The 16771-nt window shown below is 73.0% G+C and carries 16 protein-coding genes; 12 read left to right on the top strand and 4 right to left on the bottom strand.

The features are described 5' to 3' along the window. The first annotated feature begins 68 nt into the window (after positions 1-68). From IE272_RS12660 to IE272_RS12645, 4 genes are all read left to right on the top strand, one after another. Positions 69-500, top strand: a complete 432-nt coding sequence (locus IE272_RS12660) for a hypothetical protein (RefSeq protein ID WP_050359226.1) — start codon at positions 69-71, stop codon at positions 498-500. Between the two features lie 125 nt (positions 501-625). Continuing rightward, positions 626-1276, top strand: a complete 651-nt coding sequence (locus IE272_RS12655; RefSeq protein WP_097967975.1) for a thioredoxin-like domain-containing protein — start codon at positions 626-628, stop codon at positions 1274-1276. Then, positions 1273-1932: a DUF305 domain-containing protein gene (locus IE272_RS12650; RefSeq protein ID WP_190006871.1), complete on the top strand. Its 660-nt coding sequence runs from the start codon at positions 1273-1275 to the stop codon at positions 1930-1932. The genes IE272_RS12655 and IE272_RS12650 overlap by 4 nt, the downstream gene beginning before the upstream one ends. Positions 1933-2074: 142 nt before the next feature. Continuing rightward, positions 2075-3322, top strand: a complete 1248-nt coding sequence (locus IE272_RS12645) for an ROK family protein (protein WP_056705702.1) — start codon at positions 2075-2077, stop codon at positions 3320-3322. Between the two features lie 74 nt (positions 3323-3396). Here IE272_RS12645 and xylA read toward each other — a convergent pair whose 3' ends face one another. Next, complete coding sequence (gene xylA / locus IE272_RS12640) at positions 3397-4563, bottom strand: xylose isomerase (protein ID WP_050359223.1); 1167 nt, start codon at positions 4561-4563, stop codon at positions 3397-3399. Positions 4564-4796: 233 nt separating this feature from the next. On the opposite strand from xylA, the gene xylB reads away from it, so the two are divergent. Continuing rightward, positions 4797-6281: a xylulokinase gene (gene xylB, locus IE272_RS12635; protein ID WP_190006870.1), complete on the top strand. Its 1485-nt coding sequence runs from the start codon at positions 4797-4799 to the stop codon at positions 6279-6281. On the opposite strand, the gene IE272_RS12630 is transcribed toward xylB, so the two are convergent. Beyond that, positions 6268-7443, bottom strand: coding sequence for a macrolide family glycosyltransferase (locus tag IE272_RS12630; RefSeq protein ID WP_057668602.1), 1176 nt, complete (start codon positions 7441-7443; stop codon positions 6268-6270). The two genes, xylB and IE272_RS12630, sit on opposite strands and share 14 nt — an antisense overlap. A 72-nt stretch (positions 7444-7515) precedes the next feature. Then, positions 7516-9135 carry a ribosomal protection-like ABC-F family protein gene (abc-f, locus tag IE272_RS12625; protein WP_056705706.1) on the bottom strand — a complete coding sequence of 540 codons (1620 nt, stop codon included), beginning with the start codon at positions 9133-9135 and terminating at the stop codon, positions 7516-7518. A gap of 158 nt (positions 9136-9293) precedes the next feature. Here abc-f and IE272_RS12620 point away from each other — a divergent pair, with 158 nt between their 5' ends. Then, on the top strand, positions 9294-9938 hold the full coding sequence (locus tag IE272_RS12620) for a TetR/AcrR family transcriptional regulator (protein ID WP_050359220.1): 645 nt from the start codon (positions 9294-9296) through the stop codon (positions 9936-9938). Between the two features lie 70 nt (positions 9939-10008). Here IE272_RS12620 and IE272_RS12615 read toward each other — a convergent pair whose 3' ends face one another. Continuing rightward, the gene (locus IE272_RS12615; RefSeq protein ID WP_057666865.1) at positions 10009-10296 is read right to left on the bottom strand and encodes a hypothetical protein; all 288 of its coding nucleotides are present in this window, start codon (positions 10294-10296) and stop codon (positions 10009-10011) included. Between the two features lie 108 nt (positions 10297-10404). Here IE272_RS12615 and IE272_RS12610 point away from each other — a divergent pair, with 108 nt between their 5' ends. The 6 genes from IE272_RS12610 to IE272_RS12585 all read left to right on the top strand — a co-directional run bounded on the left by IE272_RS12610 (position 10405) and on the right by IE272_RS12585 (position 16720). Beyond that, positions 10405-10839 (top strand): VOC family protein, encoded by a 435-nt coding sequence (locus IE272_RS12610; protein WP_190006869.1) that lies wholly within the window; start codon positions 10405-10407, stop codon positions 10837-10839. 96 nt (positions 10840-10935) lie between these two features. Beyond that, positions 10936-12216: a VWA domain-containing protein gene (locus IE272_RS12605; protein WP_056705719.1), complete on the top strand. Its 1281-nt coding sequence runs from the start codon at positions 10936-10938 to the stop codon at positions 12214-12216. Then, on the top strand, positions 12216-13055 hold the full coding sequence (locus IE272_RS12600) for a hypothetical protein (RefSeq protein WP_056705723.1): 840 nt from the start codon (positions 12216-12218) through the stop codon (positions 13053-13055). Before IE272_RS12605 ends, IE272_RS12600 begins: the two co-directional genes overlap by 1 nt. A 99-nt stretch (positions 13056-13154) precedes the next feature. After that, complete coding sequence (locus tag IE272_RS12595; RefSeq protein ID WP_050359206.1) at positions 13155-14735, top strand: aspartate:alanine exchanger family transporter; 1581 nt, start codon at positions 13155-13157, stop codon at positions 14733-14735. Positions 14736-14797: 62 nt separating this feature from the next. After that, on the top strand, positions 14798-15238 hold the full coding sequence (locus IE272_RS12590; protein WP_056705726.1) for a hypothetical protein: 441 nt from the start codon (positions 14798-14800) through the stop codon (positions 15236-15238). A 114-nt stretch (positions 15239-15352) separates the two neighbouring features. Continuing rightward, positions 15353-16720, top strand: a complete 1368-nt coding sequence (locus IE272_RS12585) for a cytochrome P450 (protein WP_190006868.1) — start codon at positions 15353-15355, stop codon at positions 16718-16720. The last annotated feature ends 51 nt before the right edge of the window (positions 16721-16771 follow it).

Here is a 16771-nt window from a genome sequence, read left to right as displayed (position 1 = left end):
CACACTGTCCCGCGGACGGCGCGACCCATATTCTTTGAATCTTCATGCACCCACTACGATGACGGGCGATGACCAGGGTGAGCACGCGGACGGACCGGCAGCGGTACCGCTCCCGCACGCCCCTCGCTCTGGGCTGGGTGTTCTTCCTGCTGGCCATGCTCTTCTGCTGCTCGGTCACCACCTCGTCCGCCGCCGCGCCTGCCGAGGCAGGCCCGGCCGGGGCGACCGCAGTCCGCGCCTTCACCCCGACGCCCGACGCCGCCCTCGAAACGGTCGTCATGACCTCTCCGGCGGACCGCGGGCTCGGGACCTCGTGCCACGGCGGCTCGACGCACACGGCGGCCGTCGTGCTCCCGGCGTCGTCCGCCCCCGTCACCGTTCCCTCGCCCGTGACCTTCGTCCCCGCCACCCCGCTCACCGGCGCGGCGGCCATCCGGGGTCCCGCGCACGACGGTGTGCGTTCCGTCGATCAACTACGCCTCCAGGTCCAGCGGATCTAGAGGCCGGGTCCGCTCTCCCGCCGCGCCCCGGCGCCGGTTCACCGGGAGCGGTTTTTCGCATGCCCCGCACCCTTTCCCCTTCATGCATCGCCCTGTATGCATCGGTTGAACGACGAGGACTCCCCATGGCTTCCGCCAAGAACCAGAACAACCCGGCCTCAGCGCGTCGCGCCAAGCTCGAAGAGGCGCGCCGCAAGGAACGCGCCCGCGAGCGGCGGGTCCGCATCATCACCATCAGCGCGTCGGTGGCCGTGGTCGCCGCCCTGGTCGCCGGGGGCGGCTATCTGATGTCGCAGGCGAACGAGAAGGAGGAGAAGGAGAACCAGGCCAAGACCTCGCCGGTCACCGGCGAGCGCAGCTGGGACGACCTGGGGCGTGAGCACGTGGCGGCCAAGGTCGACTACCCGATGAACCCGCCCGTCGGCGGCGACCACAACCAGGTCTGGATGAACTGCAACGCCGACGTCTACTCCGACGAGATACCGAAGGAGAACGCCGTGCACTCGCTGGAGCACGGCGCGGTCTGGGTCACGTACAACGACAAGGCCTCGGACGCCGACATCGAGGCCCTCACCAAGAAGGTCAAGTCGACTCCCTACTCCCTGATGAGCCCGGTCAAGGACCAGAAGGACCCGCTGATGCTCAGCGCGTGGGGCAAGCAGGTGACGGTCAAGAGCGCCACGGACGACCGGGTCGCGCAGTTCTTCACCAAGTACGTGCAGGGCCCGCAGACCCCTGAGCCGGGGGCCGCCTGCACCGGCGGGCTGGACAAGTGACCGCCCTGGCGCCTACCGGCTCCACCCGCCGGATGGTCCTCGCGGGGGCCGCCGTGCTGCTCGTGGCGCTGGGGCTGGTGGCGCTGATGGTCGTGCGCCCCTCCGCGGCCTCCCCGTCCGGGGCGTCCGCCGCGGCGCGGTCCGCTCCGGCGGAGGACTCCGTGGACGCGGGCTTCGCCCGGGACATGTCGATCCACCACCAGCAGGCCGTGGAGATGTCGTTCATCGTGCGTGACCGCACCGACGACGCGGACGTGCGCCGTCTCGCGTACGACATCATCAACACCCAGGCCAACCAACGCGGCATGATGCTGGGCTGGCTGGAGCTGTGGGGGCTGCCGAAGAGCGCGGCCGGGCCGCCGATGGAGTGGATGGGACACACCCTCACGCCGACCGACGACGGTTCGCTCATGCCGGGCATGGCCACCGACGCGGAGCTGGCGGCCCTCACGGCCGCGAAGGGCGAGAAGGCCGAGGTGCTGTTCCTGCGGCTGATGACCGTGCACCACCGCGCGGGCGCGGACATGGCGCAGGCGGCCGCCGGTGCGGCGAAGACGGACGCCATCCGGGATCTGGCGGCGGGCATGGTCCTCGGTCAGCAGTCGGAGATGGGTCTGATGGCGGACATGCTGAAGGCCCGGGGCGCCAAGCCCTGAGCCGAGCCCGATCGCCAGGGGGTGGTTCCGGCCGGACGGCCGCGACCACCCCCTCCGCGATGCCGCACCTTTCCGGCTCCGCGATACCGCCCGTTCCCGCACCCCCGCCGGGAGCCCCGCATCACATAGGCTCGGCGACGATATGAAGAGCATCCTCACTCCGCTGGGGCCCAAGGCCGACAAGGACACCGTGCGACGGCACAATCTGAGCCTGGTACTCCGCGCCGTACGGGACGAGGGCGAGCGCGGCGAGGCGACCCGGGCCGGGGTGGCCGCCCGGGTCGGGCTGACCCGGGCCGCGGTGTCCTCGCTCGTCGAGCAGCTGATGGACAGCGGGTTCCTCACCGAGTCGGGCAAGACGTTCAGCGGGCAGGCCGGCCGCCCCGGCACCGCGCTCAAGGTGGCCAGGACCGGCCCGGCCGGGCTCGGCGTGGAGATCAACATCGATTACGTCTCGGTGTGCGTGGTGGACCTGGCGGGCACCGGCCGGGTCCGGCAGACCGAACACCTCGACAACCGGGGCGCGCCCGCCGAGGAGGCCCTGGCACGAGCGGCCCGGATCGCCGCGCGGACCCTGGAGTCGGCGTACGAGCAGGAGTTGCGTCCGGTGGGCGCGGCGCTGGCACTGCCGGGTCTCGTCTCCGGCGGATCGGTGCGGCAGGCCCCCAACCTCGGCTGGAACGAGGTCCCGGCCCAGGAGCTGTTCGCCGACGCGCTGGCCGCCCTGCGCCCCGGCCACCCGGTGCTGCCGGTCGCCTCGGAGAACGAGGCCAATCTCGCGGCGCTGGCCGAGCTGTGGTTCGGCGGTCTCGGGGATGTGCGCAGCTTCCTCTATCTGACCGGGGAGATCGGGGTCGGCGGCGCACTGGTCCTGGGCGGCGAACTGCTGCGCGGTGCGCACGGTTTCGCCGGGGAGATCGGGCATGTGGTGGTGGATCCGGCGGGTCCGGAGTGCCGGTGCGGTTCGCGGGGGTGCCTGGAGCAGTACGCCGGTCAGGCGGCGCTGCTGCGGGCGGCCGGGATCGAGGGGATCGGCGGCGCCTCCGGGGTCCTGGAGCTGGAGCGGCGCGCGGGCGCCGGGGACCCGCGCGCGGTGGCCTCGGTCGGTGAGGCGGGCCGGATGCTGGGCCGGGTGCTGTCGGGGGCGGTGAACCTGATCGACCCGGACGCGGTGGTGCTCGGCGGGATCTACCGGGGGCTGATGCCGTGGCTGGCGCCGCCCGCCGACGAGGAGCTGACCGGCCGGGTGGTGTCGGGGCTCTGGTCCCCGGGCAGCGGCCGGCTCCGGGCGTCGTCGGTGGCGGGCGACGCGGCGCGGGGCGCGGCTGCGCTCGTGGTGCAGGACGTGCTGGACGATCCGGTGGCGTACGCGGAGCCGTCCGGCGGCTGAGCCGGAGCCGGACGGCCCCGGCCCGGCCGGTTCGGACCTGCGCGACGGCTCAGCCGGTGGGTCGGCCCACGGGATCAGCGCACGGCGAGCAGGTGGTCCATGGCGAGCTGGTCCAGCGCCTCGAAGGCCATCCCGCGTGCCGCGGCGGCGTCCACGTCGAAGTCCTCGTACGCGCTGCGGTCGGCGAGCAGGCCCGCCAGTCCCTCGCCTGCGGTGGGGCGTGCCAGTTCGTCCAGGCGGGACGCGCGCAGGGCCGCCCGCACCTCGGGGTCGGCGCGGAAGGCGGCGGCCCGCTCCTTGAGGATGAGGTAGTTGCGCATGCAGCCCGCGGCGGAGGCCCAGACACCGTCGTAGTCCTCGGTGCGCGGGGGCTTGAAGTCGAAGTGGCGGGGGCCCTCGTAGCCGCTCTCCAGCAGGTCGACGAGCCAGAACGCCTGGCGCAGATCGCCCGCGCCGAAGCGCAGGTCCTGGTCGTACTTGATGCCGGACTGGCCGTTGAGGTCGATGTGGAAGAGCTTGTCGGCCCACATGGCCTGGGCGATGCCGTGCGGGAAGTTGAGCCCGGCCATCTGCTCGTGTCCGGTCTCCGGGTTGACGCCGACCAGCTCGGGGCGCTCCAGGCGCTCGATGAAGGCCAGGGCGTGGCCGATGGTGGGCAGCAGGATGTCGCCGCGCGGCTCGTTCGGCTTCGGCTCGATGGCGAAGCGGAGGTCGTAGCCCTGCTCGACGACGTACTCGCCCAGCAGATCGAAGGCCTCCTTCATCCGGTGGAGGGCGAGGCGGACGTCCTTCGCCCCGCCGGACTCGGCCCCCTCGCGGCCGCCCCACGCCACGAAGGTCGTCGCGCCCAGCTCGACGGCGAGGTCGATGTTGCGCAGGGTCTTGCGGAGTGCGTAACGGCGTACGCCACGGTCGTTGGCGGTGAACCCGCCGTCCTTGAAGACGGGGTGGGTGAAGAGGTTCGTCGTCACCATGGGCACGACGAGTCCGCTGCCGTCGACCGCCTGCCGGAAGCGCTTGACGATCCTTTCGCGCTCGGTCTCCGGCGCCCCGAAGGGGATCAGGTCGTCGTCGTGGAAGGTCACCCCCCAGGCGCCCAGTTCCGCGAGCCGCTGCACCGACTCGACGGGGTCGATGGCCGCGCGGGTCGCGTCGCCGAAGGGGTCCCGGCCCTGCCAGCCCACGGTCCACAGACCGAAGCTGAACTTGTCCTCGGGGGTGGGGGTGAAGCGTTCCGTCATCGTCGTCCGACCGCCTTCGCCTGCCGTCGGGACGCCCGGCCGCCAGCCCGGCACCCCTATTTGTTCAGTGTCATGACTAATCAAGCACACCGCACCCCGGGCATGGAACCCCCCTGCCGCACGGAGCATCTCCGGCCCCCTGTGCAGCGGGTCGCGCATCCCGTAATTTGTTCGTGCCGCAGCCGAATGATCAGCACACGTGCACCAGCACCCGCAGCGCGAAAGAGGCCCCCATGCCGTCACCCGCCGTCGTCATCGGCGTGGACAGCTCGACCCAGTCCACCAAGGCCGCCTTCATCGACGCCGTGACCGGCGAGCAGCTCGCCGTCGGACGCGCCCCGCACCTGGTCACCGGCGAGGCCGGGGCCCGTGAGAGCGATCCGGAGATCTGGTGGCGGGCGCTGTGCGAGGCGGTGGCCGCCGGGCTGAAGGAGTCCGGCCTCCCCGCCCGCGCGGTCACCGGCATCGCGGTCGCCGGGCAGCAGCACGGGCTCGTCGTGCTGGACGGGGCGGGCCGGCCGCTGCGCCCCGCGCTGCTGTGGAACGACACCCGCTCCGCGCTGCAGGCCGCCGCTCTCACCGACGCGCTCGGCGGGCCCGGGGCCTGGACGGAGCGGACCGGGTCCGTGCCGGTCGCCTCGATCACCGCGTCCAAGTGGCAGTGGCTGCGCGAGAACGACTCCACGAGCGCGGCGAACGCGGCGGCGGTCCGGCTCCCCCACGACTTCCTGACCGAACGCCTCGCGGGCGTCGCCGCCACCGACCCCGGGGACGCCTCGGGCAGCGGCTGGTACTCCACCGCGACCGGCGCCTACGACCCCGACCTGCTGGAACTGCTCGGCCTGGACGCGGCCCTGCTCCCGGAGGTCGCACCCACCGGGGCGGCCCGGATCGGCTCGCTCACCGAGGCGGCGGCCGAGGCGCTCGGGCTGCCCGCCGGGATCGCGGTGGCGGCCGGCACCGGCGACAACATGAGCGCCGCCGTGGGCCTCGGTCTTGGCGGCGAGGGGCTGCTGGACCACCCGGCCCTCAGCCTCGGCACCTCCGGCACGGTGTTCGCCGCCTCCCGCACCCGGCCCGCGTCCACCGCTCTGAACGGGTTCGCCGCCGCCGACGGCACGTACCTCCCGCTGGCCTGCACCCTCAACTGCACGCTCGCCGTGGACAAGGTGGCCGCCCTCCTCGGCCTGGACCGCGAGGACGCCGCGCCCGGCGGTGACGCCGTCCTGCTCCCCTATCTCGACGGCGAACGGACCCCCGACCTGCCGACCGCCTCCGGGCTGCTGACCGGGTTGCGCCACGACACCACCCGGCAGCAACTGCTGGGCGCCGCCTACGAGGGCGCGGCCGTCACCGTGCTGCGCGCCCTGGACGGTCTGCTGTCGGCCTGCGGTCTCGATCCCGACGCGCCCGAGGTCGCCGACCGCCCGCTGCGCCTGATCGGCGGCGGGGCGCAGGGGCGGATGTGGGTGGAGACGGTGCGCCGGCTCTCCGGCCGCCCGCTCGTCATCCCGGGCAGCGGGGAACTGGTCGCCCTCGGCGCGGCGGCGCTCGCCGCCTCGGCGGCGGGCGGCGGCGACCCGGTGGCGCTGGCGACGGCCTGGCGGAGCTCCGGGACGGACCGTCGGCTGCCGCCGGTGGAACGGGACACGGAGACCTGGGAGCGGGTCACCTCGGTCCTGGAACGCGCCTCCGGGCCCCTGCTCACCGGCCCCTGACGCCTCCTGGGGCCGGGGCGACCATGTCCTCGATCAGGCCGGTGGCGCGCGGGGTGCCGCCCTCGCTCCGGGCGGCGGCGCGCAACCGCGCGGACCGGCGGGCGGTTCCCGGGTCGGTGACCAGGTCGTTCAGGGCCGCCCGCAGGGTGTCGGCCGTGGCGTCCGGGGTGTCGATGCGGCGGGCGACGCCCAGCTCCACCAGCCGGTCCGCGTTCATGAACTGTTCGGCGCCCTGGGGTACGGCGATCATCGGGACGCCCGCGAGGAGTCCTTCGCCGCAGCCGCCCATGCCCGCGTGGGTGACGAAGGCGTCCGCCTGCTCCAGGATCGCCCGCTGCGGGACCCAGGAGTGCACTTCGACGTTGGGCGGGATGTCGCCGAGCTCGCGCGGGTCGGTGTGCCGGCCGATCTGGAGCACGACGTGCCAGCCGGGCAGGTTCCCGTACGCCGCGAGGCACTGGCGGTAGAACTCCGGCCGGTGCGTGTACGCCGAGCCGAGGGAGATCAGCAGGACCTTCTCCGCGTCTTCGGGCCGGGTCCACCGGCCGGTGTCGGCGTGGGCGTCGAAGCAGGGCCCGACGAAGGTCACCGTCCCGGTGTCGACCCTGTCGGCGCTGGGCTGCATGGCCTCGGGGATCAGCGCGAGGGCCCGCGCGGGCGGACCGGAGAAGGCGTCCACGTCGAGGGTGGTCGCCCCGCAGCCGGCGAGCCAGCGGCCGAACCTCTCGCGGTGCGCGGGGGCGCCGGGCAGCCCCCGCAGATGCGCCGCGACCTCCTCCTCGTACCCCTCCCAGGCCACGAACGACGGGGACAGCTGCATGAGGGGCCGTCCCTGTGACTCGGCGAGGGCGCGTGCGGCGTAGGCCCCGATGTCGTACAGGTACAGGTCCGCGGGATCGTGGTCGTAGGCGGCGTGCAGTTGGGGCAGTGCCTGCGTCGCCTCGTCGAGGAAGAGGTCCATCGCGGCGACGGGGTCGGTCGGCCAGTTGTTGTCGGCGACCGGCAACACCGAGGTACAGGGGACGAGTTCGGCGCCGGTGGCCTCGATCCGGTCCGCCATGACCGGGTCGTTGGCGTACGTGACCCGGTGGCCGCGGGCCACCAGCTCACGGACGATGCCGAGTCCGGGCAGGACGTGGCTGACGATCGGGATGCCGATCATCGCGATGTGGGTGCGGCGCGGGGACAAGGGTGATCACTCGTTTCGGGTAGGGGTGCGGGGCCGGCCGAAGTCTCAGCTTTTGAGCGCGGGCACGCGGGCGGCCCGCAGCGCGAGCCGGGCGCCCTGCCAGCGGCGCCGGAGCAACCGGTCGTGGCTGACGAGGACGACGGTGCCGGCGAAACCGGCCAGGGCGGTCTCCAGTTCCTCGGCGAGGGCCGGAGAGAGGTGGTTGGTCGGCTCGTCGAGGAGCAGGACGTCGGCGGGCCGGCTGACCAGACGCGCCAGGGCGAGCCGCTGCCGCTGTCCGGTGGAGAGGCGCGCGACGGGCACCGACAGGCGGGCACGGTCGAACAGCCCGAGGGCCAGCAGCCGTTCGGCGTGCTCGTCCGCTTCCCCGGTGAGGCCACGGGCGTAGGCGGCCAGCAGGGTCTCGTGCGCCGGACCGGGTGCCGGGTCCTGCGGGAGGAAGCCGATCCGGCCGCGCCTGACGACGTGCCCCCGGCCGGGGGTCAGGTCTCCCGCGAGGACGCGCAGCAGGGTGGTCTTGCCCGCACCGTTGTCGCCCGTGATCAGCAGGTGCTCGCCCGCCCGGACCGTCAGGTCGATCGGGTCGAGCCGGCCCGCGACGGAGACCCCGGCAGCGTCGAGCACGGTGCCGGACAGCGGTCCGGCGCGCAGCACGGGTGAGAAGCTCAACGGGTCCGGCGGGGCCGGCACCGGGTCGGCCAGCAGGCGGTTCAGCCGTTCCTCGGCGTTACGGACCCGGCTGGCCAGGGACTGCTGCACGCGGGCCCCTGCCTGGTTGTAGGAGAGTTTGTCGCCGTCCTTCATCGGCCGGCCCGGGGCGACCCGGCGGGCGGTGACAGCGGCCGACGCGCGCGTCCGGTCGACCTCCTCGCGCCACCGGTCGTGGTGCTGGACCCAGCGCTGTCGCGCCGCCGCCCTCTCCGCGAGGTAGCCGGCATAGCCGTTGCCGTACCGGACGACGCCGTGCCGGTCACCGTCCACCTCCAGGAGGCTCGTCGCGACGTGTTCGAGGAAGCGCCGGTCGTGGGAGACGACCACGGTGGTGCCCCGGCGGCTGCGCAGATGTTCCTCCAGCCAGGTCAGGGCGGACTCGTCCAGATGGTTGGTCGGCTCGTCGAGGAGCAGCACCTCCGGGGCGGCCGCCAGCACCGCGGCCAGGCGGAGCCGGGCCCGTTCGCCGCCGGAGAGGGCGCCCAGGGTCGAGGCGCGGTCCACCTGCCTCAGCCCGAGGCCGTGCAGGGCTCGCTCCAGCCGGGCGTCGGCGTCGTAGCCGCCGCGCAGCTCGAAGGCGGAGACGGCCTCGCCGTACGCGTCGAGCGCCGAGGCGTCGCCGTCGGCCATCGCCGCCTCCAGGCGGCGCATCCGTGCCTCGATCGCACGAAGATCGCCCAGCGCGCGATCGATGACCTGCTGGGCCGTCATATCGGCCGGCAGACCCTCGTCCTGCGCGAGGTAGCCGACGCCACCGTCAGCCCGCAGGACGACCCTCCCCCGGTCGGGCCGGACCCGCCCGGCGAGCAGCCGCAGCAGGGTGGTCTTGCCGGAACCGTTCTCACCGACGATGCCGGTGCGCTCGCCCTGCGCGAGCGAGCAGCTCACCGAGTCGAGTACGGGCCTGCCGTCGAAGGCCTTGCTGACGGCGAGCGCGGTGATCTGTGTAGGCATACGGGCAACTCCGAAGCTGTCGTGGACGAAGCGGTGGCGGCGGACCGCAAGGCCGGGGAAAAGCTTCGGAAAAGCATCGACCAGACAACTCCACTAGTGCGACAACTGTTGCTTTAAGATGGTGCCATGACCCACACCGCCGGGCAACCGGATTGCCGATGACCGACCCGACGGGCGGCCCGCCGGAGCCTGCCCGCACCGCCACGCCGCCGGACCGCCGACCGGGCGGCCGCACCGCACGCGTCCGCGCCCAGGTGCTCGAAGCGGTGCGCGCCGAACTCGGCGAACACGGCTACGAGGGGCTCACGATGGAGGGCGTCGCGGCCCGCGCCGGCGTCCACCGGACCACGGTCTACCGGCGCTGGGAGGACGTCGGCGGCCTGCTCGCCGATGTCCTCGACGCGGCGGGCGAGGACGACTGGGAGCCGGCGGACACGGGCTCCCTGCGCGGCGACCTGACGGCCCTCAACGACGAGATCCAGGAGTCCCTGGTCGTGCGGCCGTCGATCCCCCAGGCGCTGATGGCCGCCTCGTTCCGCTCCGCGCGGGCCGCCGACGCCCAGCAGCGGCTGTGGGAGGACCGGTACGCGCGCTGCGAGATCATCGTCGAGCGCGCCGTCGAACGCGGCGAACTCCCGTCGCACACCGACGCGCGGCGTCTGCTGATCGCCTCCACCGCACCGCTCTACCACCAGTTGGTACTCCTGCGGACCGCCCCCGATCCGCAGATGTCCGCCCGGGCCGCGACCACGACGACCCTGGCCGCCGCCGCCGGTGCGTTCGACCGCGCCGCGCCGGTGTGAGCCTTGTCCGGGACTGCCGCCTTCTTCTTACGTAAGAAGGTCTACCGTCCGCCGTCGAGTCGAACCGGGCTCAGCCGAGACCACCATGGGCGGCCCACAACTCCCCGGCACGACTGGCAGCATCGGAGACCAGGGCCGCCAGCTCGGGTCGGTCGGGGACGGGGAACGAGACGTACGCACCCCGGCCACCGTCGACCGGTCTGCCATAGGCCTTCACTGCCAGGTGACCGTCCGGGAGAAGCCGGACGTTGAGTGTCGTCAGCGTGAACGTTTCACCGCGCCGGGTGTCCGTCCAGCGGAGCGCCTGCGGAATCATGACATTGATCGCCAGAGCGCTTACTTCCAGGTCGCTGTTCATGGGCGGATACTCTCACCCGACTCACAGCGGGCGGCCGTTTTCGGACCCGCGCGGGGTCTAGGCCGACCTGGGGAAGGGACAGCGGGACACCCTTGGTACGGTGCGCCGATGTCAACGATCACGCAGTTCCAGGTGACCTTCGACTGCGAGGAACCCGCACGCCTCGCAGCTTTCTGGTGCGAGGTGCTGGGGTACGTCGTACCGACCGTCCCGGAGGGTTTCGCCACCTGGGAGGAATACCACCACTCGCTGCCGCCCGAGGAGCAAGTGATCTACTTCGCGTGCACCGATCCCTCGGGGGTGCGTCCGCGCCTGCTCTTCCAGCGGGTTCCCGAAGGCAAGGTCGTCAAGAACCGGATGCATCTCGATGTGCGGGCCGGTATCGGGCTCGTGGGTGAGGAGCGCCTTGCCACGCTCGAGGCCGAGTGCGCACGCCTGGTCGCGCTCGGCGCGGTACATGTGCGAACGATGCTTGCCGACGGCGAGAACGAGTCCTGCGTGGTGATGCAGGACCCCGAGGGCAACGAGTTCTGCCTCGACTGACGCAGATCCACCCCCGGTCCCCTCGGTGAACCGCCGGACGAACGGTCCCCAACGACCCGGTTGGGAATACGAACTGATTTTCCATAAGATCCGGCGATGATCACTAGAAAACGGCTGACGACCGGGGTGGGCATAGCGCTCGCCACCCTGGCCGCCGGGCTCGGCACCGCGATCCCCGCCGCCGCCGACGAAGCCCCCGCCACCCCCTCCCCCCAGGTCGAGCTGGTGCTCGACGTCAGCGGCTCGATGCGGACCCGCGACATCGACGGCCAGTCCCGGATGGCCGCCGCCAAGCAGGCGTTCAACGACGTCCTGGACGCGGCGCCCGAGGAGGTGCACCTCGGCATCAGGACGCTCGGCGCGGACTACCCGGGCGAGGACCGCAAGGTCGGCTGCAAGGACACCCGGCAGCTCTACCCGGTCGGGCCGCTGGACCGCACCGAGGCCAAGGCCGCGGTCGCCACCCTCGCGCCGACCGGCTTCACCCCGATCGGCCCGGCCCTGCTCGGCGCTGCGGACGACCTGGAGGGCGGGGAAGGTTCGCGCCGGATCGTGCTCATCACGGACGGCGAGGACACCTGCGGGCCGCTCGACCCGTGCGAGGTGGCCCGGGAGATCGCCGCCCGCGGCACCCACCTGGTCGTGGACACGCTGGGCCTGGTGCCCAACGCCAAGATCCGCCAGCAGCTGACCTGCATCGCCGAGGCCACCGGCGGCACGTACACCGCCGTCCAGCACAAGGAAGAACTCTCCGGCCGCGTCAAGCAGCTGGTGGACCGGGCCGCCGAGCCCGTCGTCACGCCGGTGGCGACCGAGGGGGCCAAGAGCTGCTCCGCGGCGCCCGCGCTGAAGCCGGGTCTCTACACCGACCGCGCGGAGATCGCCCAGCACCGCTGGTACCGCGTCGACGTGCTGCCCGGTCAGGAGCTGCGCGCCTCGGCGAGCGTGGCGGCCGACCGCGCCGTCGACGACGACTACGGGGTGCTGCTGCGGGCGGTCACCGTGCACGGGCGGGAGATCGTCCGGGGTTCCGAGGCCGGGACCGGCCGCACCGATGTGATCTCGTCCGGGCTGCGCTATCCGAGGCCCGAGGTGGAGGACGGCGACGACGGCGACGGCAAGCCCGCCGCCGAGACCGTCTGCCTCCAGCTCGCCCACTCCTTCTCCGCGCCCGCATCGGTGAAGAGGTCCCCCGGTCTGCCGGTCGAACTGACCGTGGACCTGGTGGACGGACCGGACAACGCCTCCGACGTGGCGGCCTTCGGGCTCGGCCGCGGCTGGTGGCTGCTCGGCGTGCTCGTTCTGACCGGACTGGTCGCGGGCCTGCTGACCGGCTGGATCTCGCGCTGGCGCGTCGCCGTATGGAGGACCAACTGATGCGCACGACACCTCGCCGCACCCACGGCGCCCGACGCGCGCTGACCGGAGCGCTGCTCGCCGGACTGACCCTGCTCACCTCGGCGGGCGCGGCCGTGGCCGACGGCCCGTCGGCGAGTGCGAGCCCCGCCGACGACGGGGCGGGCCCCACCGAGGCCGGGACCACGTTCCGTACGGCCACCGCACTGGAGCAGGGGCAGACCGGCACCGCCCAGGCCTCGGCGGGCGACTACCTGTACTGGGTGTTCCCGGCCGACGCCGGTCAGCGGCCCACCGTCGAGGCCACGGTGAAGCTGCCTTCGAGCGCCAGAAGCTCCACGTCCACCTGGCAGATCGATGTGTACGACGGACTGCGCCGCCGCCAGGCCTGCATGTACGGGCACCAGACCAGGAAGGCGGCGGCCGACGCGGCCTCCGTCGAGCTGTCCTGCGTGCTGCGGACCGTACGGTCCTGGTCCGAGCCGTGGGCGAACGACCCGCTGCCCGGCAGCTACTACATCCGCCTCACGGTGGTGGATCTGCCCGCCGCCGACCTCGGGCTGCCGGTAGGCGTCGAGGTGAAGGCGGTCTCGAAGGAGCAGGGCGGGGCCCACGACGTGGACGGCGCGCTCTCCGAGCCGCTGGTGCCGGGCGTATCGGTCGCCTCGGCGGGCGACGCGAGTGCCGCGCCGAGGGTGCCGTCCGCCGGTGAGCCGGAGGACGGCTGGGCCTCGGGCTGGTGGACCGACCGCTGGCTGTGGACCGTGGGCGGCGGCGTGCTCGCCGCGCTGGCGGCCGTGTTCGGCTACTCGCTGACGCGGGGCCGGGGCCGGCCGGCCCACGTGCCGCCCGGCGTCTGAGAGACGTGGCCGCCGCTCCCCGGGTGGCGGCCTCCCCCGGCCTCGAAGATCCTGACCCCCGACAGGGACGGGATCTTCGAGGTCGGGGAGGCACGGCCGGTGTGGCAGTTCTTCGCGGACAACCCGTGGGTGGCGGTGTTCGCCGTGATCACGCTCGGCGCGCTGCTCGGCATGGTGCGCTTCGGCCCGGTCCGGCTCGGCGCGGCCGGGGTCCTGTTCGTCGGCCTCTTCGTCGGGGCGCTGGACGAGGACATCGCCGCCGCCGTGCCGGCCGGGGTCTCGGCGCTGGGCCTGGCGCTGTACGTGTACACGGTCGGCCTGGAGTCGGGTCCCGCGTTCTTCCGTGAACTGCGCGGCCAGCTCCCGGTGATGGCCGGGGCGGTGGTGGCCCTGGCCCTCACCGCGGCGGTGGTCGGCTTCGTCGGACACCGCTGGTTCGGCATCGACGGACCGTTCCTCGCCGGCGGGTACGCGGGCATCGGAACCACCACCCCGGGCCTCGCCGCCGCCCAGGACGCCTCCGAGGACCCGACCCAGCCCGCCGTGGGGTACGCCATCGGCTACCCGCTCGCCGTCGTCATCACGATCATGTTCGTCTCGGCGATCGCGGCCCGGCGTCGCTGGACCGCCCGCCGGGACCCCGACTCCGGCCTGCCGGCCACCCTCGTCACCCGTACGGTCCAGGTGGCCCGGGACCTGCGCTGGGCGGACGTGCCCGGCGTCGCCGCGCACCGGGTGCTGGCCAGCGAGTACCGCCCCGCCGACGGCGTGACCCGGGTCGCCCGGGAACTGGGCCGCCTCTCCCCCGGCGACCAGGTCGTCCTGGTCGGCGGCGAGGACGACGTACGGGCGGCGACGGACGCGCTCGGAGCCCTCGCCCCGCGCCATCTGCTGGACGACCGCAGTGCGGTGGACTACCGGCGGGTCCTGCTCACCAATCCGGACCTGGCCGGGCACACCGTCGGGGAGCTCGGACTCGGCGAGAAGTACGGGGCCGTCGTCAGCCGGGTGCGGCGCGGCGACTTCGACATGCTCGCCCACGACGACCTGCTGCTCCAGCTCGACGACCGGGTGCGGGTGGTCATGCCGCGCGAGCGGACGGGCGAGGTCACCACGTACCTCGGGGACACCGAGGCGAAGGTCAGCGAGGTCAGCGCGGTCAGCCTGGGCCTCGGTCTCACCCTGGGCTTCCTCGTCGGCATCCCCTCCCTCACCCTGGGCTCGACCACGCTCGCCCTGGGCACCGGGGCCGGACCGCTGGTGATGGGGATGGTCCTCGGCTGGCGCCGGCGCACCGGACCGCTGGTGTGGACCCTGCCGACCCGCGCCAACCTCACCCTGCGCCAGATCGGGCTGCTGCTCTTCCTCGCCGTCGTGGGGCTCACCTCCGGCTACTCGTTCCGGGAGAACGCCTTCTCCCTCTTCGGGCTGAAGCTGGCAGCCGTGCTGGCGATCGGCGCGGTCGTCAGCTACGCCCTGATGGTGCTGGTCGCGAAGGCGCTGGGGCAGAGCCGGGAGCGGACCATGGGGCTCCTGTCGGGCTACGTCGGCAACCCGGCGATCGTGGCGTACGCCAACAGCCGGGCGAGCGACAGCCGGATCAACAACGGCTACTCGACGCTGTTCGCGCTCGCCATCCTGGTCAAGATCGTCTGCATCCAGCTGATCGTCGGCCTCTGAACCGTGCCGCCCGGCCCGGACCTACGCTGAACCCTTCACCGGCCGCGGCGGAGGGAAACGGGATGAGCGGGACGACGACGTACGTACGGTTCCAGAGCACCGGACGGAGCCCCCGGGGCCACTTCCCCGGGATCTTCGCGCTGGCCAACGGCCTGGCCCGGGAAGGTCGTCTGACCGAGGAGCAGCACCGGTTCTGGCGGGCGGCGAACGACTGGTACGACGCCGCCTACACCGACCCCTCCCGGGTCGACCCCGCGGTGTACGACCCCGGGGTGAACCCGGGGGCGGTGGCCTGGTTCAAGGGGACGGCGACCCATCTGCTGGACCGGATCCCCGGCTATCTCGCCCTGCTGGCCGCGCACGGGGTGCCGTGCGAGCGGCTGGAGTCGGCGGATCCCGGCAGGGTCGTATACGAGGACGAGCACCAGGTCGTCGTGGTACCCCGCCCCCGCAGCGCAGACCCGGCGGACGTTCTCAACGCGCCTTCTCCGCAGGGGGCCTGACGGATTCCGGCCACGCCTGTCGTCGCCCTGGTGGAGCGCTGCCCCCATCCTGTTCGATGGGGCTCGAACAGTCGCGCGCCGGCAGTGGCGCGCCCCAGGGAGCGGAGTTCCACGATGTCCACGCAGACCGGCCCGGCACTCGACACCCAGCCTCGCGGCCATGCGTTCGTGCCGGGGCCCAAGGGGCTGCCGCTCGTGGGGAATCTGCCGCAGTTCGGCAAGGACCCGCTCGCCTTCTTCGAACTCCTGCGCGGCCACGGGGACATGGTGCGCTGGCGGTTCGGCCGCAACCGCTGCGTCTTCATCGCCGACCCGGACCTGGTGGGCGAGTTGCTCACCGAGACGGAACGCACCTTCGACCAGCCGAAGCTCGGCATCGCGTTCCGTACGGTGCTGGGCAACGGGATGCTCGTGGCGCGGGGCCGGGACTGGCGGCGCAAGCGCTCGCTGGTGCAGCCCTCCGTGCGGCCCAAGCAGGTCAAGTCGTACGCGACCACGATGGCCGACTGTGCGGTGGAGCTGGCGGGCCGCTGGGCGGACGGCCAACGGGTCGACGTCAAGCGGGAGATGTCCGCGCTGACCCAGAAGATCGCGGTCCGCACGATCTTCGGGGTGGACACCCCCGCGGACTCCGAGGCGATGGGGCGGGCGATGGACATCGCCCAGATGGAGATCGGCAAGGAGTTCGCCGGGCTCGGCGCGCTGCTGCCGGACTGGGTGCCGACACCGGGCCGGGCGCGGATCAGGAAGGCCGCCGCCGTCATCGACGCCGAGGTACGCCGGGTCGTCGCCCGGCACCGGGGCGACGAGGAGGAACGCCCCGATCTGCTCAGCCGGCTGCTCACCGCCGTCGACGAGAGCGGGACGCACCTCAGTGACGAGGAGATCCGGGACGAGGCGGTCACGCTGTACATCGGCGGTCATGAGACGACGAGTACGACGCTGGTGTGGGCGTGGTATCTGCTCGCCCGCAACCCCCGCGTGCGCGACGCGCTCGCCGAGGAGCTGGACCGGGTGCTCGGCGACCGGGAGCCCGGCTTCGAGGACTACGCACAACTGCACTACACCCAGGCCGTGGTGAAGGAGACCCTGCGGCTGTTCCCGGCGATCTGGCTGATCACCGGGATCGCGAAGGAAGGGGCGACGATCGGCGGCCTGCCGGTCGAGGAGGGCACCCGGGTGTGGAGCAGCCAGTGGGCCACGCACCGCGACGCCCGGTGGTTCCCCGAGCCGGAGGAGTTCCGGCCCGAGCGCTGGGACGCCACGGACGGCGACGAGATACCGGAGTACGCGTGGTTCCCGTTCGGCGGTGGTCCCCGGGTCTGCATCGGCACGCGCTTCGCGATGGTGGAGTCCGTCCTGCTCCTCGCCGTGCTGGCCCGCCGGTTCACGCTGGACGTGGACCCGGGCGAGATCACGCCGCTGACGGGTCTGACGCTCCAGCCGGATCGGGACCTGCTGGCGACGGTCCGGGCGCGGTAGCGGCGCCCGAGGAGAACGGTCGGCGCCCGGCCCCTCGGGAGAAGGGCCGGG

The organism is Streptomyces anulatus (assembly GCF_014650675.1).
Classification (GTDB): Bacteria; Actinomycetota; Actinomycetes; order Streptomycetales; family Streptomycetaceae; genus Streptomyces; species Streptomyces anulatus.
Note: the sequence above shows the minus strand (reverse complement) of the source record. Positions and strands in the feature narration are given on the sequence as shown.